The 21950-nt window shown below is 60.4% G+C and carries 23 protein-coding genes; 12 read left to right on the top strand and 11 right to left on the bottom strand.

The features are described 5' to 3' along the window. Positions 1–125 precede the first annotated feature (125 nt). The gene (gene thiI, locus AACW30_RS03485; protein ID WP_106577484.1) at positions 126–1580 is read right to left on the bottom strand and encodes a tRNA uracil 4-sulfurtransferase ThiI; all 1455 of its coding nucleotides are present in this window, start codon (positions 1578–1580) and stop codon (positions 126–128) included. Positions 1581–1914: 334 nt separating this feature from the next. Between thiI and glnA the strand changes: the two genes are divergently transcribed. The 6 genes from glnA (at position 1915) to ntrC (ending at position 8189) form a co-directional block, all read left to right on the top strand. Beyond that, complete coding sequence (glnA, locus tag AACW30_RS03480; RefSeq protein WP_034117297.1) at positions 1915–3321, top strand: glutamate--ammonia ligase; 1407 nt, start codon at positions 1915–1917, stop codon at positions 3319–3321. Between the two features lie 276 nt (positions 3322–3597). Next, entirely contained in the window at positions 3598–4017 is a 420-nt protein-coding gene (locus AACW30_RS03475) for a cupin domain-containing protein (RefSeq protein ID WP_119738108.1), read from the top strand. A gap of 128 nt (positions 4018–4145) precedes the next feature. Then, the gene (locus tag AACW30_RS03470; protein ID WP_200624280.1) at positions 4146–4682 is read left to right on the top strand and encodes a chorismate mutase; all 537 of its coding nucleotides are present in this window, start codon (positions 4146–4148) and stop codon (positions 4680–4682) included. A 129-nt stretch (positions 4683–4811) separates the two neighbouring features. Further along, positions 4812–5438, top strand: a complete 627-nt coding sequence (locus AACW30_RS03465; protein ID WP_169368016.1) for a hypothetical protein — start codon at positions 4812–4814, stop codon at positions 5436–5438. Positions 5439–5670: 232 nt separating this feature from the next. Continuing rightward, on the top strand, positions 5671–6756 hold the full coding sequence (gene glnL, locus AACW30_RS03460; RefSeq protein ID WP_016979130.1) for a nitrogen regulation protein NR(II): 1086 nt from the start codon (positions 5671–5673) through the stop codon (positions 6754–6756). Further along, positions 6753–8189, top strand: a complete 1437-nt coding sequence (gene ntrC, locus AACW30_RS03455) for a nitrogen regulation protein NR(I) (RefSeq protein ID WP_016979129.1) — start codon at positions 6753–6755, stop codon at positions 8187–8189. Before glnL ends, ntrC begins: the two co-directional genes overlap by 4 nt. Positions 8190–8744: 555 nt before the next feature. Here the strand turns inward: ntrC and AACW30_RS03450 are convergent. Continuing rightward, positions 8745–9185, bottom strand: a complete 441-nt coding sequence (locus tag AACW30_RS03450; RefSeq protein WP_200624279.1) for a hypothetical protein — start codon at positions 9183–9185, stop codon at positions 8745–8747. Here AACW30_RS03450 and AACW30_RS03445 point away from each other — a divergent pair. Continuing rightward, positions 9184–9639, top strand: a complete 456-nt coding sequence (locus AACW30_RS03445) for a tRNA (cytidine(34)-2'-O)-methyltransferase (protein ID WP_003171120.1) — start codon at positions 9184–9186, stop codon at positions 9637–9639. The genes AACW30_RS03450 and AACW30_RS03445 overlap by 2 nt on opposite strands. Positions 9640–9763: 124 nt before the next feature. On the opposite strand, the gene secB is transcribed toward AACW30_RS03445, so the two are convergent. Genes secB through AACW30_RS03430 form a run of 3 tightly spaced genes read right to left on the bottom strand, consistent with a single transcriptional unit; the run spans position 9764 to position 10955 of the window. Further along, positions 9764–10243 carry a protein-export chaperone SecB gene (gene secB / locus AACW30_RS03440; RefSeq protein ID WP_106577478.1) on the bottom strand — a complete coding sequence of 160 codons (480 nt, stop codon included), beginning with the start codon at positions 10241–10243 and terminating at the stop codon, positions 9764–9766. Positions 10244–10285: 42 nt separating this feature from the next. Further along, positions 10286–10540 (bottom strand): glutaredoxin 3, encoded by a 255-nt coding sequence (gene grxC, locus AACW30_RS03435; RefSeq protein ID WP_053253893.1) that lies wholly within the window; start codon positions 10538–10540, stop codon positions 10286–10288. Between the two features lies 1 nt (position 10541). Then, entirely contained in the window at positions 10542–10955 is a 414-nt protein-coding gene (locus tag AACW30_RS03430) for a rhodanese-like domain-containing protein (protein WP_078740246.1), read from the bottom strand. 151 nt (positions 10956–11106) lie between these two features. Here AACW30_RS03430 and gpmI point away from each other — a divergent pair, with 151 nt between their 5' ends. From gpmI to AACW30_RS03410, 4 genes are all read left to right on the top strand, one after another. Next, the gene (gene gpmI, locus AACW30_RS03425) at positions 11107–12633 is read left to right on the top strand and encodes a 2,3-bisphosphoglycerate-independent phosphoglycerate mutase (protein ID WP_200624278.1); all 1527 of its coding nucleotides are present in this window, start codon (positions 11107–11109) and stop codon (positions 12631–12633) included. Positions 12634–12891: 258 nt separating this feature from the next. Next, the gene (locus AACW30_RS03420; RefSeq protein WP_106577475.1) at positions 12892–14187 is read left to right on the top strand and encodes a murein hydrolase activator EnvC family protein; all 1296 of its coding nucleotides are present in this window, start codon (positions 12892–12894) and stop codon (positions 14185–14187) included. 30 nt (positions 14188–14217) lie between these two features. Beyond that, positions 14218–15534: a S41 family peptidase gene (locus AACW30_RS03415; protein WP_106577474.1), complete on the top strand. Its 1317-nt coding sequence runs from the start codon at positions 14218–14220 to the stop codon at positions 15532–15534. 1 nt (position 15535) lies between these two features. Then, a complete protein-coding gene (locus AACW30_RS03410; protein ID WP_119738116.1) occupies positions 15536–16309 on the top strand; it encodes a divergent polysaccharide deacetylase family protein in 774 nt (257 codons plus the stop codon). A gap of 280 nt (positions 16310–16589) precedes the next feature. Here AACW30_RS03410 and AACW30_RS03405 read toward each other — a convergent pair whose 3' ends face one another. From AACW30_RS03405 to hisB, 6 genes are all read right to left on the bottom strand, one after another. Further along, the gene (locus AACW30_RS03405) at positions 16590–17345 is read right to left on the bottom strand and encodes a substrate-binding periplasmic protein (protein ID WP_200624277.1); all 756 of its coding nucleotides are present in this window, start codon (positions 17343–17345) and stop codon (positions 16590–16592) included. Between the two features lie 66 nt (positions 17346–17411). Continuing rightward, entirely contained in the window at positions 17412–18182 is a 771-nt protein-coding gene (gene hisF, locus AACW30_RS03400; RefSeq protein ID WP_003171107.1) for an imidazole glycerol phosphate synthase subunit HisF, read from the bottom strand. A 9-nt stretch (positions 18183–18191) separates the two neighbouring features. After that, positions 18192–18929 (bottom strand): 1-(5-phosphoribosyl)-5-[(5-phosphoribosylamino)methylideneamino]imidazole-4-carboxamide isomerase, encoded by a 738-nt coding sequence (gene hisA, locus AACW30_RS03395; protein WP_057025453.1) that lies wholly within the window; start codon positions 18927–18929, stop codon positions 18192–18194. Between the two features lie 39 nt (positions 18930–18968). Further along, positions 18969–19226 carry a DUF2164 domain-containing protein gene (locus AACW30_RS03390; protein WP_169368014.1) on the bottom strand — a complete coding sequence of 86 codons (258 nt, stop codon included), beginning with the start codon at positions 19224–19226 and terminating at the stop codon, positions 18969–18971. Continuing rightward, on the bottom strand, positions 19227–19865 hold the full coding sequence (hisH, locus tag AACW30_RS03385; protein ID WP_106577469.1) for an imidazole glycerol phosphate synthase subunit HisH: 639 nt from the start codon (positions 19863–19865) through the stop codon (positions 19227–19229). Then, positions 19865–20458, bottom strand: a complete 594-nt coding sequence (gene hisB / locus AACW30_RS03380; RefSeq protein ID WP_003218037.1) for an imidazoleglycerol-phosphate dehydratase HisB — start codon at positions 20456–20458, stop codon at positions 19865–19867. The genes hisH and hisB overlap by 1 nt, the downstream gene beginning before the upstream one ends. A gap of 220 nt (positions 20459–20678) precedes the next feature. Between hisB and AACW30_RS03375 the strand changes: the two genes are divergently transcribed. Continuing rightward, the gene (locus AACW30_RS03375) at positions 20679–21935 is read left to right on the top strand and encodes an MASE1 domain-containing protein (protein ID WP_200624276.1); all 1257 of its coding nucleotides are present in this window, start codon (positions 20679–20681) and stop codon (positions 21933–21935) included. The last annotated feature ends 15 nt before the right edge of the window (positions 21936–21950 follow it).

Genomic DNA, 21950 nt, shown 5'->3' with positions numbered 1-21950 from the left:
CAGAGGATTCGGTGTGCTGACAGGTCGTGGCAGCGATTAACAGTAGAGTCAGGCCTTGCCGTTACAGCTTGACGGCAGAGTCGGGGGGCCGGTGACGCAGGCCACAGGCAAACAGCCCCGGGCTCTTAGCTCGGTCGATAAACGCGCACATTGGCATGCCCCTCACTGAGCAAATGGTGGGCATGCAGGCGACTCATCACGCCTTTGTCGCAATACAGCAGGTACTGACGGCTGTTATCCAGTTCCTTGAAACGCGCGTTCAATGCGTAGAACGGCAGCGTTTGCACGTCGATGCCAGCGATTTCCAGCGGTTCATCTTCGGCGGCATCCGGGTGACGGATATCGACGACAATCTGGCCGGCCAGGACTTCGCTGACTTCTTCGATTTGCACATCCTGGCCCAGTTCGTCGATTACGCGATCGATCGGGACCATTTTGGCGTTCTCGAGCGCACGCTCCAGAATCGCCATGTCGAACTGTTGTTCTTCGTACTCCACGCGGTTGCGCTTGGCGTGGGTCTTGGGGTTCACCGAGATGACCCCGCAATATTCAGGCATGTGTTTGGCAAACGCCGCCGTGCCGATTTCTTCGGCCTGGTCGATGATGTCCTGCTTGTGACTGGCAATCAGCGGGCGCAGCACCAGCTTCTCGGTCACGCAGTCGATCAGCGACAGGTTCGGCAGCGTCTGGCTGGAGACCTGGGAAATCGCTTCACCGGTCACCAGCGCGTCGATCTGCAACTGATCGGCAATCCGCGACGCAGCGCGCAACATCATACGCTTCAATACTACGCCCATATGACTGTTATCGACTTTGCCGAGAATTTCGCCCAGCACTTCCTCAAACGGCACGCTTACGAATAGCACGCGCTGGGAGCTGCCGTACTTCTTCCAGATAAAGTGCGCGACTTCCATCACGCCCAATTCGTGTGCACGCCCGCCCAGATTAAAGAAGCAGAAGTGGCTCATCAGGCCGCGGCGCATGATCTGGTAGGCCGCCACCGTGGAATCGAAACCGCCGGACATCAATACCAGGGTCTGTTCCAGGGCACCCAGCGGGTAGCCGCCGATGCTGTTGTGCTGGCTGTGGATCACAAACAACCGTTGGTCGCGAATTTCCATGCGCACTTCAATTTGCGGCGCTTTCAGGGAAATTCCGGCAGCACCGCACTCGCGACGCAGCTTGCTGCCGACGTATTTCTCGACGTCCATGGAGCTGAAGGTGTGCTTGCCGGCGCGCTTGCAGCGCACCGAAAAAATCTTGCCCTCAAGCTCGCTACCGTAGTGCTGCTTGCACTTTTCGGTGATGTCGTCGAAGTCGCCCAGCGGGTACTCATCCACCTGCAGGAAATGCGCGATGCCCGGCATGCAGCTCAGGCGCTCAGTCATGTCCTTCAAGGCTTTGGCGTCGGTGACACGGGTTTCCAGCTCGAGGTTGTCCCACACGCCGTTCACCACCACAGCCGGGTCCAGGTCACGGAGCACGGCACGGATGTTCTTGGCCAACTGACGGATGAAACGCGTCCGTACCGGTCGGCTTTTGATGGTGATCTCGGGGAACACTTTAACGATTAATTTCATGGAAACAGCGCGCGCCGGGCCTGCTGAAAAAGGGGGGCGCGGATTATAGCGGAAATCGCTCAAGGTTTAACCAGTTAATATGCATCAGACACAGCGCGCACCAAAACGGGTCATTTGCGCAAATTAACGCTACATTGCAGTGCGTTAATTATTCCGCTTCAGCGGATTGCACCTTTATAGGGGCCATTTTGAGGCAAAAAGGCCATGTTGGCGCACTGGCATGCAATTTGCTCTCTTGTGAGGCAGGTTGCCTTGGTCGAGTATTCGCGCCGGCATCACCCACATTCTAAGGGCTAACTCCACTACCCCAGCCCGAAGCCACCCGGAGGACACCATGTCGAAGTCGGTTCAACTCATCAAAGATCATGACGTTAAATGGATTGATCTGCGCTTCACGGACACTAAAGGTACTCAGCACCACGTGACCATGCCGGCTCGCGACGCGCTGGATGATGCTTTCTTCGAAGAAGGCAAAATGTTCGACGGTTCCTCCATTGCTGGCTGGAAAGGCATCGAAGCCTCCGACATGATCCTGATGCCGGATGACAGCACTGCCGTTCTCGACCCGTTCACCGAAGACCCAACCCTGATCATCGTCTGCGACGTGATCGAGCCTTCGACCATGCAAGGCTACGACCGCGACCCACGTGCGATCGCCAAGCGTGCCGAGGAATACCTGAAGTCGACCGGTATCGGCGACACCGTATTCGTAGGCCCAGAGCCAGAATTCTTCATCTTTGATTCGGTCAAGTTCAAGTCCGACATCTCCGGCTCCATGTTCAAGATCTTCTCCGAACAAGGTTCGTGGATGTCCGATCAGGACATCGAAGGCGGCAACAAAGGCCACCGTCCAGGTATCAAAGGTGGCTACTTCCCAGTTCCGCCGTTCGACCACGACCACGAAATCCGTACCTCCATGTGCAACGCCATGGAAGAAATGGGCCTGGTCATCGAAGTTCACCACCACGAAGTGGCGACTGCCGGCCAGAACGAAATCGGCGTGAAGTTCAACACCCTGGTTGCCAAGGCTGACGAAGTTCAGACCCTCAAGTACTGCGTACACAACGTGGCTGATGCCTACGGCCGTACCGCTACTTTCATGCCTAAGCCGCTGTACGGCGATAACGGTTCGGGTATGCACGTTCACCTGTCCATCGCTAAAGAAGGCAAGAACACCTTCGCTGGCGAAGGTTATGCCGGCCTGTCCGACACTGCCCTGTACTTCATCGGCGGCATCATCAAGCACGGTAAGGCCCTGAACGGTTTCACCAACCCGTCGACCAACTCCTACAAGCGTCTGGTCCCAGGTTTCGAAGCACCGGTAATGCTGGCTTACTCGGCACGTAACCGTTCCGCCTCGATCCGTATTCCTTACGTGTCCAGCCCTCGCGCTCGCCGTATCGAAGCGCGCTTCCCGGATCCGGCAGCCAACCCGTACCTGGCCTTCGCTGCCCTGGTAATGGCCGGCCTGGACGGTATCCAGAACAAGATCCACCCTGGCGACGCCGCCGACAAAAACTTGTACGACCTGCCGCCTGAAGAGGCCAAAGAGATCCCACAAGTGTGCGGCAGCCTGAAAGAAGCCCTGGAAGAGCTGGACAAGGGCCGTGCGTTCCTGACCAAAGGCGGCGTATTCAGCGACGACTTCATCGATGCCTACATCGAGCTGAAAAGCGAAGAAGAAATCAAAGTACGCACCTTCGTACACCCACTGGAATACGAGCTGTACTACAGCTGCTGATCCGGTAGCGCCGCTTAAAGCGGCGTGACAAAAAGGCCTCCTTCGGGAGGCTTTTTTTATGCCTGAAAAAATATCGAAGCTACCCGCGCGGCGCGGCAGAAGGCGGCGGTCGATGCCAATCAAGGCCATCGTGTTTCTGGCAGCGCCGCGGCACCTGCCACGCCCACCTCTTACATCACGCAGGCAGATAACTGCGCAGACTTACCGCCGCGCCCGACATCCATCCCGACCGCACGCCCGTAGCCTGAAGCACTACTCTGCTCAACGGATCAAATCATGGACAACCGCTCGCTCGCGCTCATCGCCTGCCTGTTCCTGCACGGGTGTGGCACCCCGCCCAACGCCCTTGCGCCAATCGAAAGGCAAATTCTGCTGCAAAGCAGCGCATCCTGGGACGGTACGCCTTATACCGGCTACCCCCAAAGCGCCCCGGAGCTGACGCTGCTGAAGCTCAAGATTGCGCCACACACCACCCTCGCCTGGCACACACACCCGATGCCCAACGCGGCTTACATACTCCGTGGAGAACTCACCGTGCAAAGCCGCGACAGCGGTCACGCTCAGGTTTTCAAACAAGGGCAGACACTCGCCGAGATGGTCAACATCGTCCATCGAGGCGTCACAGGGGATACACCGGTGGAATTACTGGTGTTTTATGCCGGCAGCCCGGGCATGCCGCTCTCCCACACCGATTGATGCCGCCCGGCGCCAATAACCGCCGGGCAACGGCGGCGCAAAAAATCTCATGCGTGCCGCGCGCCTTCAATAATTACGCGTTATCGTTGGCGACCTTCGAACACGCTCGTGCCTACAGGGGATCGCCTTTGAAACATCGACTCGTACTTGCCTTGCTGTTCGCCAGCGCCACGGCCAGCGCCGCGCCGCCGACACTCGAACCGCTGCTCAACAGCATCGCCGAGCGCCTGTCCATCGCCGACCAGGTCGCACTGAGCAAATGGGACAGCCACAAGACCGTGGAAGACCGACCTCGCGAACAGGCTGTGATCGCCAGCGCGAGAGCCCAGGCCCCCGACTACAAAGTCTCGCCCGAGGCGGCGGAGCAATTTTTCTCCGCGCAGATAGAGGCGAATAAACTGGTGCAATACACCCGACTGTCCGACTGGCAGTTTAAAGGCAAGGCGCCCGATACGCCGCGCCCGGACCTGACCGGCAAGATTCGCCCCCAACTGGACCAACTGCAAAAGCGCATGCTGCAACAATTAGCCGACTTCGGCCCCGAGCGCAGCAACCCGCAGTGCCCGCACTGGGTAGCCCTGGCCGTGCATCAACCGTTGAACGATCCCTTGGTGCAGATCGCAATGACCCGCGCCACAGCCGAATTGTGCGTCTACACGCCTTGAAGGATAAGGGCCTGCTTCATTGAAGGCCCTTTCCCGAACCTTGGTTAAATCGCGGAAATGTCTGATACATCCCAGGCCATCGACCCCCTACGATGCAGCGTCCTGCCGCCACTCGCCGATGTCTTCGCGATGAACCTTATCTGTAAGACCCTGTGTTCACTAACGCTCGCGCTCAGCCCAATCGCCGCAGCGCAAAAACCCACACCGCCTACGCCCCTCGACCTTGAGCCCACGGCGTGGACGGTAGAGGCGCCTTACCCGCAAAGCACGATTATCAATGCCCGCATCAATGGCACCGCCGCCCACGACGGCAATTCCAGCATGGCGATCCTGCATGTGGCCTGCTACAGCGCGCCCTTGCGCCCAATGATCTCGCTGCTCACCCACACCGACCAGTTGCATTTCAAACCCGGCATTTATGAAGGCCCGGATGCTCGCTCCACCGGGCCGCTCAGCCTCACCACCGGCGTGCTCCCACCCCGCACTTACCGCGTAAACGGCTATTACAGCGCCGAGCCCACGCAGCAGCACGGCGTGCTGTTCAAACTCACCATGCCCGCCAACCGCCAGGAGCTGCGCGAGTGGATCACCGACGACATGGGTGGCCAGCTCATCAGGATGACCATTCCCTCCGCGATTCCCGGTGATTCGCCACTGAGCGCCGAGTTCATCCTGCCCAAAGACAGCAAAGGCTTGCGCGAGGTCATCAAGCCCTGCCTGAACAATCGTAAAAGCACGCCTAAAAAACCTTCCTGAACAGACCTCGCAAAACTGCACTATATTGGTGCATAGCGCCGCACCCTTCCCACCCTGACAGCCCATTTTGGTTCGAATCTTCCCGAGTGAGCTGGCAGAACGCCACAGTTTCGCGCCTTAAACCCCTATTTCAGGGCTTTAACGCTTGTTTTCGGAGCCTTGGTTTGGTTTTTGCATTTTCCTTGTATCAGCGTGTGCCTCAAGCCCGCGCCTTGCTCCAAAAGAGGTCCTGATGACCATTAGCGATGCACTGCACCGTTTGTTACTCGACAACCTGACCACCGCGACCATTCTGCTCAATGACGACCTGCGTCTTGAGTACATGAACCCGGCGGCGGAGATGCTCCTGGCCATCAGCGGGCAGCGCAGCCATGGGCAGTTCATCAGCGAATTGTTCACCGAGTCGGCCGAAGCCTTGAGCTCGTTGCGCCAGGCGGTGGAGCAGGCACACCCGTTCACCAAGCGCGAAGCGATGCTCACCGCCCTCACCGGCCAGACCCTGACCGTCGACTACGCCGTGACCCCGATCCTGAGCAACGGCGCCACCTTGCTGCTGCTCGAAGTGCACCCGCGTGATCGCCTGCTGCGTATCACTAAAGAAGAAGCGCAGCTGTCCAAGCAGGAAACCAGCAAGATGCTGGTGCGCGGCCTGGCCCATGAGATCAAGAACCCGCTGGGCGGGATTCGCGGCGCCGCGCAATTGCTGGCCCGCGAGCTGCCGGACGAGAACCTCAAGGACTACACCAACGTCATCATCGAAGAAGCCGACCGCCTGCGTAACCTGGTGGACCGCATGCTCGGCTCCAACAAATTGCCGTCGCTGGCGATGACCAACGTGCACGAAGTGCTGGAGCGCGTTTGCCAGTTGGTCGAGGCCGAAAGCCAAGGCTGCATCACCCTGGTACGCGACTACGACCCAAGCATTCCGGACGTGTTGATCGACCGCGAACAGATGATCCAGGCCGTGCTCAATATCGTGCGCAACGCCATGCAGGCCATCAGCAGCCAGAACGAGCTGCGCCTGGGCCGCATCAGCCTGCGCACCCGTGCCCTGCGCCAGTTCACCATCGGCCATGTGCGCCATCGCCTGGTCACCAAGGTCGAGATCATCGACAACGGCCCGGGCATTCCTGCAGAACTGCAGGAAACCATCTTCTTTCCCATGGTCAGCGGCCGCCCGGACGGTACCGGGCTGGGCCTGGCCATTACCCAGAACATCATCAGCCAGCACCAGGGTTTGATCGAGTGTGAGAGCCATCCCGGCCACACCACCTTCTCGATCTTTCTGCCTCTGGAACAAGGAGCCCCATCGACATGAGCCGTAGTGAAACTGTCTGGATCGTCGATGACGACCGTTCTATCCGCTGGGTCCTCGAGAAAGCCTTGCAACAGGAAGGCATGACCACCCAGAGCTTCGACAGCGCCGACGGGGTGATGAGCCGCCTGGCGCGCCAGCAGCCGGACGTGATCATCTCCGACATCCGCATGCCCGGCGCCAGTGGCCTGGACTTGCTGGCGCGCATCCGCGAGCAGCACCCGCGCCTGCCGGTGATCATCATGACCGCGCACTCGGACCTGGACAGCGCTGTCGCGTCCTACCAGGGCGGCGCGTTTGAATACTTGCCCAAGCCGTTCGACGTGGACGAGGCGGTGGCGCTGGTCAAGCGCGCCAACCAGCACGCCCAAGAACAGCAGAGCCAGGAAGCCCCACCGGCCCTGACTCGCACCCCGGAAATCATTGGTGAAGCGCCGGCGATGCAGGAAGTGTTTCGCGCCATCGGGCGCTTGAGCCACTCCAACATCACCGTGCTGATCAACGGTGAGTCTGGCACCGGTAAAGAGCTTGTGGCCCATGCGTTGCACCGCCACAGCCCGCGGGCGGCTTCGCCGTTCATCGCGCTGAACATGGCGGCGATTCCCAAGGACTTGATGGAGTCCGAGCTGTTCGGCCATGAAAAAGGCGCGTTTACCGGCGCGGCCAACCTGCGTCGTGGGCGCTTTGAACAGGCGGACGGCGGCACGTTGTTCCTCGATGAAATCGGCGACATGCCGGCCGACACCCAAACCCGCTTGCTGCGCGTATTGGCCGACGGTGAGTTCTATCGCGTGGGCGGGCACACGCCGGTCAAGGTCGATGTGCGCATCATCGCAGCGACGCACCAGAACCTCGAAACCCTGGTGCACGCGGGCAAATTCCGTGAGGACTTGTTCCACCGTCTGAACGTTATCCGCATTCACATCCCACGCATGTCGGATCGCCGCGAAGACATTCCGACGCTGGCTCGCCACTTCCTCAGCCGCGCCGCTCAAGAGCTGGCCGTCGAGCCGAAGTTGCTTAAAAGCGAGACCGAGGAGTACCTGAAAAACCTGCCATGGCCGGGCAACGTACGTCAGCTGGAAAACACCTGCCGCTGGATCACGGTGATGGCATCGGGTCGCGAAGTGCATATCAGCGACCTGCCGCCGGAGCTGCTGAGCCTGCCGCAGGACTCGGCACCCGTGACCAACTGGGAACAGGCGCTGCGCCAGTGGGCTGATCAGGCCTTGGCACGCGGCCAGTCGAACCTGCTCGACAGCGCCGTACCGGCGTTCGAGCGGATCATGATCGAAACCGCCTTGAAGCACACCGCCGGCCGCCGCCGCGACGCCGCCGTGCTGCTGGGTTGGGGCCGTAATACCCTGACGCGCAAGATCAAGGAGCTGGGGATGAAGGTGGATGGCGGCGACGATGATGAGGGTGATGAAGGCTGATCACAGCCTTCTCATCCACTGAATATCAAATGTGGGGAGGGGGCTTGCCCCCGATTACGGTGTATCAGCCACACACTCGCTGACTGACACACTGCTATCGGGGGCAAGCCCCCTCCCACATTTTGATTGTCTGCACGTTTGGATCGCCACAAGGTTGCGTGACCGTGCACCGCTTCAATGCACCATGAACCGGCATCGGGCACGTATCTAACGCCTGAAACCTCAACCTCGTTGAAAAAATCTTGCACATCGAAAACGCCAAAGCCCCGTATTTCGGGGCTTTGCGCTTTCTGGCAATTTTTTTTGGCACCCATTGCAAGTTCTGGCACGCGCCCTGCAATAACCCTTGTACTACCCAGTTTCGGGGACCTTGGTACAGGCAGGCCGAGAATCCCCTCTTTACACCCGGGGTGCTTGATGCGGATAGCGTCGCGCCCCACACCCGTTTCGGGAACCTCGGTACAGGCAGGCCGGGGATTCCCTCTTTAATACCGAAGCCGTTGGCTTCACCCCGTTTTGGGAACCTTGGTACAGGCAGGCCGGGGATTCCCTCTTTTATTCCTCGCGCAGATGGATCTGCAACCGCCAACGGCCATCGGCCTTCTCTCCCTTCCACTCCCCGCGCAACGGCCGAGCCGCCACCAGGTTCAGCAGCAGGCCGCCATCAGTCTTGCGGATGCGCCAGTTCACGTCCTTGTCATTGACCTTGAGTTGCCCGCTGGCGGCTTTGCCCAGTGCGTCAAACAGCAGCGCCACGGTGCCGTCGATATGTTCGCCGTGCAGCTTGGGTTCACTGTTGAACCACACCATCAGGCCGTCCGCCGCGGTCTCGACGTGTTGCAGCTCGACCGGGTCCGGCGTGGTGAGGCGGCCGATCATCAGGCCGATCATCAACCCCACAATCGCCAATGAGCCCAAAACCCTGGGCAATAGCTTCGGTCTTGGGTCGTCTTCGGGGGTAGAATGCAGCGCATCTTTGCCTTCGGAGCCGTGCATGTTTCACGTCATCCTTTTTCAACCAGAAATTCCGCCGAATACCGGCAACGTTATCAGGCTGTGCGCCAACAGTGGCTGCCACCTGCATTTGATCGAGCCTCTGGGCTTCGACATGGACGACAAGCGCCTGCGCCGCGCCGGGCTGGACTACCACGAGTACGCCACGCTCAAGCGCCATGCGGACCTGGCCAGTTGCCTGGAAAGCCTGGGCCACCCGCGGCTGTTCGCGTTCACCACCAAGGGTTCGCGGCCGTTTCATGACGCCAGCTTTGCCGAAGGCGACGCCTTCCTGTTCGGCCCGGAAAGCCGTGGCCTGCCGGCCGAGGTGCTCGACGCCCTGCCCGACGGCCATCGCCTGCGCTTGCCGATGCGTGAGGGCTGCCGCAGCTTGAACCTGTCCAACACCGTGGCCGTCGCTGTGTACGAAGGCTGGCGCCAACTCGGTTTTAAATAACACACAAAACAAAATGTGGGAGGGGGCTTGCCCCCGATGGCAGAGTGTCAGTCGACAACTATGTGACTGATCCACCGCTATCGGGGGCAAGCCCCCTCCCACATTGGGTACTGCGTCGGGCCCATTACTGAACGGTCGACGAACCTTCTGTTTGCATGCGCTGCAGCTCTTGCGCGTACAAGGCATCGAAGTTCACCGGAGCCAGCATCAGCGCCGGGAACGAGCCACGGGTGACCAGGCTGTCCAGGGTCTCACGGGCATACGGGAACAGAATGTTCGGGCAGAACGCGCCCAGGGTGTGGCTCATCGAAGCCTCATCCAGGCCCTGGATCAGGAAGATGCCGGCCTGTTGCACTTCAGCGATGAAGGCCACTTCTTCGCCGTTTTTGACGGTGACCGACAGGGTCAGCACGACTTCGTGGAAGTCGCCTTCCAGTGCCTTTTGACGGGTGTTCAGGTCCAGCGCAACGCTTGGGGTCCATTCCTGGCGGAAGATGGCCGGGCTTTTCGGCGCTTCGAACGACAGGTCACGCACGTAGATCCGCTGCAGCGAGAATTGTGGGCCTTGGTCTTGCGCTGCTTCGGTGTTCTGTTGGTCAGTCATCGCAGATCCTTCTTGATCTTGGGGTCTTTTAGGGGTTAGGAGTCAGACGAGCAGCAGCGCATCAAGCTTACCGGCGCGCTCCAGGGCGAACAGGTCATCGCAACCACCGACATGCTTGTCGCCGATCCAGATCTGCGGCACGGACGTGCGTCCCGCTTTCTTGGTCATCTCGGCGCGCACCTGGGGCTTGCCATCGACCTTGATCTCTTCGAAGGCAACGCCCTTTTTCTCCAGCAGAGCCTTGGCTCGCATGCAGTAAGGGCAATAATCGCTGGAATAAACGACAACCTGGCTCATATCACTTCACCAGCGGCAGGTTATCGGCCTTCCAGCTGCCGATACCGCCGGACAGTTTGGCGGCGGTGAAACCGGTCTTGAGCATCTCGCGGGCGTGGGTGCCGGCGTGCTGGCCTTGGGCGTCGACCAGAATGATGGTCTTGGCTTTGTATTTTTCCAGCTCGGGCAAGCGTGCGATCAGCTTGTCCTGCGGAATGTTCAGGGCGCCGACGATATGGCCGGCGGCAAAATCCTTGGCCGGGCGAATATCCACGACAACGGCCTCATCCTTGTTGACCAGCGCGGTCAGCTCCGACGTGCTCAGGCTGCGGCCACCGCGGCTCATTTCATGAGCGATCAGCAGCGCCAGCAGGATGACGAAGGCACCCGCGAGCAGGTAGTGGGCAGTGGCAAATGCAATCAGGTGATCAACCATCAAGGAGGTTCCAGGGCGTTAAAATGGCGGTAAGTATACACAGCCGTCAGGGGGGGCCAACCCCCGTAAAGCGGTGACGTGGTCGGAACTTCGCTTTAAACTGCTACTCCCTTTTAGATTGCCTTCCTTTATTACCGCCGCGAGAGGATCTATGACTACTACGCCTAAACCTTTGGTCCTGATAATTCTCGATGGCTTCGGACACAGTGAAAGCCACCATGACAACGCCGTGTACTCGGCCAAGAAGCCGGTACTCGACCGCCTGACCGCCACAGTACCCAACGGATTGATCTCCGGTTCCGGTATGGACGTAGGCCTGCCGGACGGCCAGATGGGCAACTCGGAAGTCGGCCACATGAACCTCGGCGCCGGACGAGTGGTATACCAAGACTTCACACGCGTGACCAAATCGATCCGTGACGGCGAGTTCTTCGAGAACCCGGCCATTTGCGCGGCGGTGGATAAAGCAGTTGCGGCCGGCAAGGCCGTGCACTTCATGGGCCTGCTGTCCGACGGCGGTGTACACAGCCACCAGGACCACCTGGTCGCCATGGCCGAGCTGGCGTTCAAGCGCGGCGCCGACAAAATTTACCTGCACGCTTTCCTCGACGGCCGCGACACCCCGCCAAAAAGCGCCCAGTCGTCCATTGAACTGCTCGACGCCACCTTCGCCGCCCTCGGCAAAGGCCGCATCGCCAGCCTGGTCGGCCGTTACTTTGCCATGGACCGCGATAACCGCTGGGACCGCGTGGCCCAGGCCTACAACCTGATCGTCGACGGCCAGGCTGAATTCAACGCAGCTACCGCCCAGGAAGGCTTGCAAGCCGCCTACGCCCGAGGCGAGAGCGATGAATTCGTCAAAGCCACCACCATCGGCGAGCCAGTGAAAGTCGAAGACGGCGACGCCGTGGTGTTCATGAACTTCCGCGCCGACCGTGCCCGTGAGCTGAGCCATGTATTCGTCGATGCCGGCTTCAAGGACTTCGAGCGCTCACGTCAGCCAAAGGCCGAGTTCGTGATGCTCACCCAATACGCCGCCAACATCCCGGCCCCGTCAGCGTTCGCGCCGGGCAGCCTGGAAAACGTGTTGGGCGATTACCTGGCCAAGAACGGCAAGACCCAGCTGCGCATCGCCGAAACCGAAAAATACGCTCACGTCACTTTCTTCTTCTCCGGCGGGCGTGAAGAACCGTTCCCGGGCGAAGAACGCATCCTCATTCCATCGCCAAAAGTCGCCACCTACGACCTGCAGCCGGAAATGAGCGCGCCGGAAGTGACCGACAAGATCGTCGATGCCATCGAACACCAGCGTTACGACGTGATCGTGGTCAACTACGCCAACGGCGACATGGTTGGCCACAGCGGCAACCTGGAAGCGGCCGTAAAAGCCGTGGAATGCCTGGACCTGTGCGTCGGCCGCATCGTCGACGCCCTGGACAAAGTCGGCGGCGAAGCGCTGATCACCGCTGACCACGGTAACTGCGAGCAGATGTCGGATGAATCCACCGGCCAGGCCCACACCGCGCACACCACCGAGCCCGTGCCGTTCATTTATGTCGGCAAGCGCGACTTCAAAGTGCGGCACGGCGGCGTGCTGGCCGATGTGGCGCCGACCATGTTGATGCTGATGGGGCTGGAGAAGCCGAAGGAAATGACCGGCACTTCGATTCTGGTTTGATCCCCAGCATCACCGCAAAACAGTGTGGGAGGGGGCTTGCCCCCGATTACGGTGGGTCAGCTGACACCTAGGTGGCTTATACACCGCTATCGGGGGCAAGCCCCCTCCCACATTGGATCTCCTGTGTTTGGTAGATATCTTTTCGCCATACCACCGCCACTCGGCACCTATCTTGCCTTCCAGCCCGAATTGGGCGTTTTTTTTGCGGCGCTTGGCGGGCATACTAGGCCGTCCCTTTCCCTGGTGTCGCCCGCCTCTATGCTTCGCGCCTTGATTACCCTCGCTCTAGTCTGCCTGCTCCAACCGGCATTTGCCGATGAGCGCGCACAAACCCAACAACAGTTGGACGCTACGCGTCAGGACATTACCGAGCTGAAGAAACTGCTCGGCAAGCTCCAGGAAGAGAAATCCGGGGTGCAGAAAGACCTGCGCGGTACCGAAACCGAGATGGGCAAGCTCGAGAAGCAGGTCCAGGAGCTACAAAAAGAATTAAAGAAGAGCGAGTCGGAACTGGAGCGACTAGACGCTGAGAAAAAAAAACTCCAGAGCGCACGCGTTGAACAGCAACGCCTGATTGCGATCCAGGCCCGCGCCGCGTACCAGAGCGGCCGCCAGGAATACCTCAAGCTGCTGCTCAACCAGCAGAACCCGGAAAAATTCGCGCGCACCCTCACCTATTACGACTACCTGAGCAAGGCACGCCTGGCGCAATTGAAGGGCTTTAACGAAACCCTGCGCCAGCTGGCCAACGTCGAGCAGGAAATCGCCGACCAGCAGTCGCAACTGCTCGACCAGAAAACCGCCCTCGATACCCAGCGCGACCAGCTGGACAAGGTACGCAAAGAGCGCCAGCTAGCCCTGGCCAAGCTCAACGACGATGTGAAAGCCCGCGACGCCAAGCTGCAGGCCCGCGAGCAAGACCAGGCTGACCTGGGCAAAGTGCTCAAAACCATCGAGGAAACCCTGGCTCGCCAGGCACGTGAGGCCGAAGAAGCGCGGCAGAAAGCGCTGATCGCCCAGCAGGAAGCGGAAAAAAAGCGTCAGCGTGAAGCCGAACTGGCCGCCACCACCGACGCTCCGGCCCCACGCAAACCGGCGCACGCAGCGCCTGGCCCGCTGGTTTCCAGCGCCGGCGAGTCGTTCGGCGGACCTTTTGCTTCAGCGCGTGGAAAACTTCCATGGCCTGTTGATGGTCGACTACTGGCACGCTTCGGTGAAACCCGAGGTGACGATACCCGCGCCAAATGGGACGGGGTCATGATCAGCGCTGCCGCCGGCAGCCAGGTTCATGCCGTTCACGGTGGGCGCGTGGTGTTTGCCGATTGGCTGCGCGGTGCCGGTTTGTTGGTGATTCTTGACCACGGTAATGGCTATTTGAGTCTTTACGGCCACAATCAGACTTTACTCAAGTCGGCAGGTGATGTTGTAAAAGCCGGTGAATCCATCTCCACTGTCGGTAACAGTGGTGGCCAGGACACGCCGGCGCTGTACTTCGCTATTCGTCAGCAGGGCCGCCCGAGCGACCCTGCACAATGGTGCCGTTCCCAAGGATAGGGCCGCATCTACATTAGGAGTTCGTTCGACATGCTGCATTTGTCCCGCCTCACATCGCTGGCCCTGACGATCGCCCTGGTGATCGGCGCGCCTCTGGCTTTTGCCGACCAGGCCGCCGGGGCTGCACCCGCTGCCACGGCTGCGACCACCAAGGCCCCGCTGCCGCTGGACGAGCTGCGTACCTTTGCCGAGGTCATGGACCGGATCAAGGCAGCCTATGTCGAACCCGTAGACGATAAAACCCTGCTGGAAAATGCCATTAAAGGCATGCTCAGCAACCTCGACCCGCACTCCGCTTACCTGGGCCCGGAAGATTTTGCCGAGTTGCAGGAAAGCACCAGCGGCGAGTTCGGCGGCCTGGGCATCGAAGTCGGCTCCGAAGACGGCCAGATCAAAGTGGTCTCGCCGATTGACGACACCCCGGCGTCCAAGGCCGGCATCCAGGCCGGCGACCTGATCGTGAAGATCAACGGTCAGCCGACACGCGGCCAAACCATGACCGAAGCGGTCGACAAGATGCGTGGCAAGCTCGGCCAGAAAATCACCCTGACCCTGGTGCGCGACGGCGGCAACCCGTTTGACGTGACGCTGGCCCGCGCGACCATCACGGTCAAGAGCGTGAAGAGCCAACTGCTGGAGTCCGGCTACGGCTACATCCGCATCACCCAGTTCCAGGTCAAGACCGGCGACGAAGTGGCCAAGGCCTTGGCCAAGCTGCGCAAAGACAACGGCAAGAAACTCAACGGCATCGTGCTCGACCTGCGTAACAACCCAGGCGGCGTGTTGCAGTCTGCGGTGGAAGTGGTCGACCACTTCATCACCAAGGGCCTGATCGTTTACACCAAAGGCCGCATCGCCAACTCCGAGTTGCGCTTCTCGGCCACCGGCAATGACTTGAGCGAAGGCGTGCCATTGGCTGTATTGATCAACGGCGGCAGCGCCTCGGCGTCGGAAATCGTCGCCGGTGCCCTGCAAGACCAGAAACGCGGCGTGCTGATGGGCACCACCAGCTTCGGCAAAGGCTCGGTACAAACCGTATTGCCGCTGAACAATGACCGCGCATTGAAGATCACCACGGCGTTGTACTACACGCCGAACGGCCGTTCGATTCAGGCGCAGGGCATCGTCCCGGACATCGAAGTGCGTAAAGCCAAGATCACCAACGAGATCGACAGTGAATACTACAAAGAGGCCGACCTGCAAGGTCACCTGGGCAATGGCAACGGCGGTGCCGACCAGCCAACCGGCAGCGGCGCCAAAGCCAAGCCGATGCCGCAGGACGACGATTACCAACTGGCCCAGGCGCTGAGCCTGCTGAAAGGCCTGAGCATCACGCGCAGCCGTTGATATGCGTTTTGTTCTGATCATCGCCCTGCTGTGCAGCCTGGCAGGCGTCGCCCACGCGACGCCTGACGGCGAGCCACACAAAGCCTACCTGACCCTCATCATCGACGACCTGGGGCAAAACCTGCCCCGGGATCGTCGCGTGCTGGCCCTGCCCGGGCCGGTGACCACCGCGGTGATGCCGGACACGCCCCACGCCGCCGAATTCGCCCGCGAAGCGCACAAGGCCGGCAAGATTGTGATCCTGCACATGCCCATGGACCCGGCCACCGGCCCGTTCGCCTGGCACCCCGAGCTGCCGATCGAAGAACTTGGCAAACGCCTGGACGCCGCGTTCAAGGCCGTGCCCTACACCGCTGGCATCAACAACCATATGGGCAGCCGCATGACTGCCCAACGGGACGCCATGGCCTGGTTGATGGGCGAACTGCAGCGGCGTAACAAGTTCTTTGTCGACAGCCGCACCAGCGCGCAAACCGTCGCCGCCGCCGAAGCGCAAAAGATTGGTTTGGCGCATGTCTCGCGGGATGTGTTCCTCGATGACGAGCGCACCGAGGCGGCCATTACCACGCAGCTGCAAACCGCGATCAAGCTGGCACACAAGCAGGGCTCGGTGGTGATGATCGGCCACCCCTATCCGCAGACGCTGGCGGTGCTGGAGCGCGAGTTGCCCAAGCTCAAGGCTCAGGGCATCGACTGGATTGATATCAAGCTGATGATCAGCGTGCGCGGCAATCAGGCCATGGCCGGGCATGGCAAGAACGGTCAGTACCGTTAGATAAGGTGGCGACATTCCAGTGTGGGAGCGGGCTTGCTCGCGAAGGCGGTGGGTCAGTCAGCCGATTGAGTGGCTGACACTCCGCTTTCGCGAGCAAGCCCGCTCCCACATTTTTGACCGTGGTTTTCCCGCTGATTGCAGTGCGCCGCATGGGTGCATTTGAAATGCAGTATTCGCGGTGGGAGCTGGCTTGCCTGCGATAGCAGTCTTTCAATGACACCTATTTCAGCTGAACCACCGCTATCGCAGGCAAGCCAGCTCCCACAATAGTTCTTGCCAGTTAGAGGTAGCGCGCCATGATCTCGTCGACCACGCCGTCTTTGCGCAGCTGATCCAGCGCGGCCTGAAGCTTGGCGACCAGTTCGTCCGGCACATCCTTGTTCAGCGCGAGGTAGAGTTGCGCGCTGTTGAAGCGCAACACGGTCTTGAGCCCCGTCACGCCTACCTGACGCGCCAGGTAGCGCCCAGCCGGATCGCCCGTCGCCCATAGGTCGATCTGGCCATCCATGAGTTTTTGCGCGTTGTCCTGGTCGCGTAACACCACCAGTGGGTTGAGGCCCTGCTTCTCCAAGGTTTCGGCAATAGCGTCGCCCTTGTAGGCGCCAATCTTGTAGCGACGGGCGTGTTCAAGATCCGCCAGCTCTATCTTGCTGTCAGCCTTGGCCAGCATCACCCAATCGTCCGGGCCGATCGGGCCAACCCACTTGAACAGGGCTTCACGGTCCGGCAGGCGCGCCATCACGAATACGCCATAACCAGGTTTTTCCAGGGCGAGTTTGTAGATTCGCTCCCAAGGAAAACGCAGGGTCAGGTTGTAGGAAATTCCGGCACGCTTGAAGGTCTCGCGCACGATGTCCACGGCGATGCCTTCGATGTTCTCGTCCTTGGCGAAGTTCTTGCCGTTTTTTGCCATGTTGTACGGCGGGAAGTTTTCCGTCAGCAACACCAAAGAGGCGTCCGACGGTTCTTCGGCACGGGCCGAGCCTGCCAAAAGCATGGAAGAACTGGCGAGGGCGAGCAGCAGGTGTTTGAACATGAAAGTTACCGGAATCCATGGCAAGCGCAGAGAGTGCCGCGCGCTCGCCATGGTGTCCAGCAGCGTTTAGCGAACGACGATACCGCGCGCCGCCATGTAGGCCTTGGCCTCCGGAACGGTGTATTCGCCAAAATGGAAAATGCTTGCCGCCAGCACCGCACTGGCGTGGCCTTCGATCACGCCGTCGGCCAGGTGCTGCAGGTTGCCGACACCGCCGGACGCAATGACCGGAATGCCCAGCGCATCGCTGATGGCGCGGGTCACGCCGAGGTCGAAGCCGTTTTTCATGCCGTCCTGGTCCATGCTGGTCAGCAGGATTTCACCGGCGCCCAGGCCTTCCATCTTCATCGCCCACTCCACCGCGTCCAGCCCGGTAGGTTTGCGACCGCCGTGGGTGAAGATCTCCCAACGCGGGGTTTCGCCAGGCCCGGAGACTTTCTTGGCGTCGATGGCGACCACGATGCATTGCGAACCGAAGTGCTGCGCAGCTTCGCCGACAAACTCCGGGTTGAACACCGCGGCGGTGTTGATCGAGACCTTGTCGGCGCCGGCATTGAGCAGGTTGCGGATGTCTTGCACGGTGCGCACGCCACCGCCCACAGTCAGCGGGATAAACACCTGGCTGGCCATACGCTCCACGGTATGCAGCGTGGTGTCACGGCCATCGACGCTGGCGGTGATGTCGAGAAAGGTAATCTCGTCGGCACCTTGTTCATCGTAGCGACGGGCGATTTCCACCGGGTCGCCGGCGTCACGGATGTTCTCGAACTTGACGCCCTTGACCACGCGACCGTTGTCGACGTCCAGGCAAGGGATGATGCGTTTGGCCAGCGCCATGGTCAGTCCTCAGCCGTTGTAGGCATCGCAGTAAGCCTGGGCTTCGGCGACGTCCAGGGTCCCTTCATAAATCGCGCGGCCGGTGATGGCGCCGATGATGCCAGGCGCCTTGGCGTCCAGCAGCGACTTGATGTCGCCCAGGTTGTGGATACCACCGGAAGCGATCACTGGAATCTTGGTGGCGGCAGCCAACGCGGCGGTGAACGGCACGTTGCAGCCCTGCATCATGCCGTCTTTGGCGATGTCGGTATAAACGATGGCGGACACGCCGTCGGCCTCGAACTGCTTGGCCAGGTCGATCACTTGCACGGTGCTGATTTCAGCCCAGCCGTCGGTGGCGACGAAGCCGTCCTTGGCGTCCAGGCCGACAATCACCTTGCCCGGGAACGCGCGGCAGGCTTGGGCAACGAACGCCGGGTCTTTCACGGCCTTGGTGCCGATGATCACGTAGCTCACGCCAGCTTTGACGTAGTGCTCGATGGTTTCCAGGGAGCGAATGCCGCCGCCGATCTGGATCGGCAGGTTCGGGTAGCGCTTGGCAATGGCGGTCACCACCTCACCGTTGACCGGCTGGCCTTCGAAGGCGCCGTTCAAGTCCACCAGATGCAGACGACGGCAACCACCTTCTACCCATTTGGCAGCCATGCTCACCGGGTCATCGGAGAACACGGTGGAGTCTTCCATGCGGCCTTGGCGCAGGCGTACACAAGCGCCGTCCTTGAGATCGATAGCGGGGATAATCAGCATCTGGCAAACCTTATTCGATATTCAGCAATGCTTGGGAAATCAGGGTTTCTCAAGCGACCACAAGTCGCTTTCGATGCTTTCGAACCTTTCTTTAAGGAGCGTCTGCGTGTCGAAAATCGCCCTGTTGTAATAGTGCGGCGCTACTTCGGTGGTGAACAGTTCAAGAAGCTCGGCGACCTCGAACGAGCCCAACTTGAGCTCAAAGCGGTCTTCCATGAAGCGCTTGATCTTGAGCGTCGCCTCACGCTCCTGATCGGGCGTGAGGTTCAAGATCGGCACTTTCGGCTTCTTGGCCATTTACCACCGGCCATCCCACGCGGCGAAGTTCTGCAGCAATTGCAGGCCATGGGTATGGCTCTTCTCCGGGTGGAATTGCACGGCAAAACGCGAACCTTCGGCCAGCGCTGCGGCGAAGTCGACGCCGTAGTGCCCGCCACCGACCACCTGACGCGGGTTACCGGCGGCGATGTAGTAGCTGTGCACAAAGTAGAAACGCGCCATGTCCGGGATTTCGTGCCACAGCGGGTGGTCGACGGTGCGACGCACCTCGTTCCAGCCCATGTGCGGGACTTTCAAGTGCTCGCCGTCTTCGTGCAGGTCCTTGCCAAAGAACTTCACCTGGCCTGGAAACAGGCCGATGCAGTCAACGCCGGCGTTCTCTTCACTGCGCTCAAGCAAGGCTTGCATGCCCACGCAGATGCCGAGGAACGGGCGGTCCTGGCTGACTTCGCGCACCAGGCTGTCAAAGCCCAGGCGGCGGATCTCGGCCATGCAATCGCGAATCGCGCCAACCCCAGGAAATACCACCCGGTCGGCTTCGCGAATCACGTTGGCGTCACTGGTGATCAGCACCTTGCCGGCGCCTACGTGCTCGAGAGCCTTGGCCACCGAGTGCAGGTTACCCATGCCGTAATCGATAACCGCGACCGTCTGCATTACAGAACGCCCTTGGTCGAGGGCATTTGCCCGGCCATGCGGTCATCCAGCTCCACGGCCATGCGCAGCGCGCGGCCGAAAGCCTTGAACACGGTTTCGATCTGGTGGTGGGTGTTGGTGCCACGCAGGTTGTCGATGTGCAGACTGACGAGGGCGTGGTTGACGAAGCCCTGGAAGAATTCCTGGAACAGGTCAACGTCGAAGCCGCCCACGGTGGCGCGGGTGTAGGGCACGTGCATCTGCAGGCCTGGGCGGCCGGAGAAGTCGATGACTACGCGCGACAGCGCTTCGTCCAGCGGGACATAGGCGTGGCCGTAGCGACGGATGCCTTTTTTGTCGCCGATGGCTTTGGCAAAAGCCTGGCCCAACGTGATACCGACGTCTTCCACCGTGTGGTGGTCGTCGATATGCAGGTCGCCCTTGCTGACGATATCCAGGTCGATCAGCCCGTGACGGGCGATCTGGTCCAGCATGTGCTCAAGAAAAGGTACACCGATATCAAATCGGGCCTTTCCGGTGCCATCCAGGTTGATCGAGGCTTTGATCTGGGTTTCCAGAGTGTCGCGCTCGACGGACGCCTTACGTTCGGCCATCACCAGCTCCGCAAAATCATTGGGCGAAAAAGGCAGCCATTATAGGGGCGCGGGCGCTAAACAGAAACATCGAAGGGGATAAGACTGATGGAGTGTCGGCGATAGACATGTGCGTACAAGTGCGTGCTCCAGGATGGTGCGCGCGGCATATTAGCCAAATGCCAGCGCCGGCTTCGCTGTAACATGAGCGCTACGTTTGAAACCTGATGAATACTGAACAGTGACGATACCCAGAGTCTTACGGCGCAGCGGCATTCTCCTCCTGTGGGCGCTGACCTACTACGTCACCGGCATGGCCTCGCTGGCCTTTGATGACCCCGTCTCGAAGATGGCGATTATCTGGTTTCCGGCGGGCGTCTCGGTGTCGGCCTTCCTGAGCTCGCGCCGTGCTCACTGGCCGATGCTGTTCCTTGTGTTGTTGATCGCGCGAGTGCTGCTCGGTGCGCACGGCTGGGAGGAGTCACCGGCCGCCATCGCGCTGTCGGCTGAGGCGCTGGCAGGTTCGATTGCCATTGCCTGGCTGGTACGGCGCTTCGCGCGCCGTGGCGACGACCTGCACGCCATCGTGCTGTGGTTGCTGGCGACCGTGGCCATTTGTGGCGTACAGGCGCTGATCAGGAAGGGTTGGCTGATGCTGGCCGGGGAAACATCACCCCATACGCTGATGACCAACTGGATGTCTGGCGTTAACGGCGTGTTCTTTGCGACCGTCGTGGTCATGAACGTGCTGAACAGCAACCTGCGCGAATTTCCCACCAGCGCGCGGGAGAAACTCGCCGGCGCAGGGTGGCTGCTGCTGCTCGCATTGAATACCTGGTACGTCTTCGGGGCCGCGCCGCACTGGCTCACCAGCATGCTGGACACCGATGCCGGCGCCGCGGTGTATTTCATCCTGGCCTGTCTGCCGATCGCCCTCGCCCTTGCTGTTTGCGTGACCTGGCGCAGCCCTGGCGGCTCAATCGCGCTGCTGGTGCTGGGCAGCATCGTGGTCAATTACACCGATCAGAAGACCGGGCCGTTTTATGTGCCGGGCCTGCTCGAAGGCGAGCCTCTGCTGCTTGCGCAAAGCTACTTGTCCATTACCGCCCTGCTGGTGGTGGTGATACGCCTGATGACGCAATCGGCCAAGCCCTACGACCCGCAAACCGGGCGGCTGGGGGGCGACGGCGTGATGTACCAGTTGCATCCCGAAACAGGCGACATCCTCTGGGACGACAACCTTGATTCGCTACTGGATATCGGCACCCGGCCCCTGGGCACCATTGAGCAGGTGCTGGCGCGCGTGCACCCCGAAGACCGCGAAAAACTCAAACAGCACTGGTCGCCGGACACCCGTACCCACGCCTCATCGCTGGCCTTTCGCATCGACAAAGGTAACGGTGACTGGCTGACCCTTTACGACCAAAGCCCCGGCGCCATGCGCGATGCCAGGGGCCAAGTATTTGTCGGTAACTGGCAAAGCAGTCGTTATTCCTGAACCTTTGCCCTTTGC

Source organism: Pseudomonas sp. MF6747 (genome assembly GCF_963890955.1).
In the GTDB taxonomy this organism is placed as follows: Bacteria; Pseudomonadota; Gammaproteobacteria; order Pseudomonadales; family Pseudomonadaceae; genus Aquipseudomonas.
Note: the sequence above shows the minus strand (reverse complement) of the source record. Positions and strands in the feature narration are given on the sequence as shown.

Coding starts and splice junctions, on each gene's coding strand:
- hisF (WP_003171107.1), bottom strand. CDS start 18,182: ATGGCGCTGGCCAAACGCATCATCCCTTGCCTGGACGTCGACAACGGT.
- AACW30_RS03430 (WP_078740246.1), bottom strand. CDS start 10,955: ATGGTTGATCACCTGATTGCATTTGCCACTGCCCACTACCTGCTCGCG.
- AACW30_RS03445 (WP_003171120.1), top strand. CDS start 9,184: ATGTTTCACGTCATCCTTTTTCAACCAGAAATTCCGCCGAATACCGGC.
- AACW30_RS03465 (WP_169368016.1), top strand. CDS start 4,812: ATGAACCTTATCTGTAAGACCCTGTGTTCACTAACGCTCGCGCTCAGC.
- secB (WP_106577478.1), bottom strand. CDS start 10,243: ATGACTGACCAACAGAACACCGAAGCAGCGCAAGACCAAGGCCCACAA.
- glnA (WP_034117297.1), top strand. CDS start 1,915: ATGTCGAAGTCGGTTCAACTCATCAAAGATCATGACGTTAAATGGATT.
- AACW30_RS03420 (WP_106577475.1), top strand. CDS start 12,892: ATGCTTCGCGCCTTGATTACCCTCGCTCTAGTCTGCCTGCTCCAACCG.
- hisH (WP_106577469.1), bottom strand. CDS start 19,865: ATGCAGACGGTCGCGGTTATCGATTACGGCATGGGTAACCTGCACTCG.
- hisA (WP_057025453.1), bottom strand. CDS start 18,929: ATGCTGATTATCCCCGCTATCGATCTCAAGGACGGCGCTTGTGTACGC.
- AACW30_RS03405 (WP_200624277.1), bottom strand. CDS start 17,345: ATGTTCAAACACCTGCTGCTCGCCCTCGCCAGTTCTTCCATGCTTTTG.
- ntrC (WP_016979129.1), top strand. CDS start 6,753: ATGAGCCGTAGTGAAACTGTCTGGATCGTCGATGACGACCGTTCTATC.
- AACW30_RS03450 (WP_200624279.1), bottom strand. CDS start 9,185: ATGCACGGCTCCGAAGGCAAAGATGCGCTGCATTCTACCCCCGAAGAC.
- gpmI (WP_200624278.1), top strand. CDS start 11,107: ATGACTACTACGCCTAAACCTTTGGTCCTGATAATTCTCGATGGCTTC.
- AACW30_RS03410 (WP_119738116.1), top strand. CDS start 15,536: ATGCGTTTTGTTCTGATCATCGCCCTGCTGTGCAGCCTGGCAGGCGTC.
- hisB (WP_003218037.1), bottom strand. CDS start 20,458: ATGGCCGAACGTAAGGCGTCCGTCGAGCGCGACACTCTGGAAACCCAG.
- thiI (WP_106577484.1), bottom strand. CDS start 1,580: ATGAAATTAATCGTTAAAGTGTTCCCCGAGATCACCATCAAAAGCCGA.
- AACW30_RS03475 (WP_119738108.1), top strand. CDS start 3,598: ATGGACAACCGCTCGCTCGCGCTCATCGCCTGCCTGTTCCTGCACGGG.
- glnL (WP_016979130.1), top strand. CDS start 5,671: ATGACCATTAGCGATGCACTGCACCGTTTGTTACTCGACAACCTGACC.
- grxC (WP_053253893.1), bottom strand. CDS start 10,540: ATGAGCCAGGTTGTCGTTTATTCCAGCGATTATTGCCCTTACTGCATG.
- AACW30_RS03415 (WP_106577474.1), top strand. CDS start 14,218: ATGCTGCATTTGTCCCGCCTCACATCGCTGGCCCTGACGATCGCCCTG.
- AACW30_RS03390 (WP_169368014.1), bottom strand. CDS start 19,226: ATGGCCAAGAAGCCGAAAGTGCCGATCTTGAACCTCACGCCCGATCAG.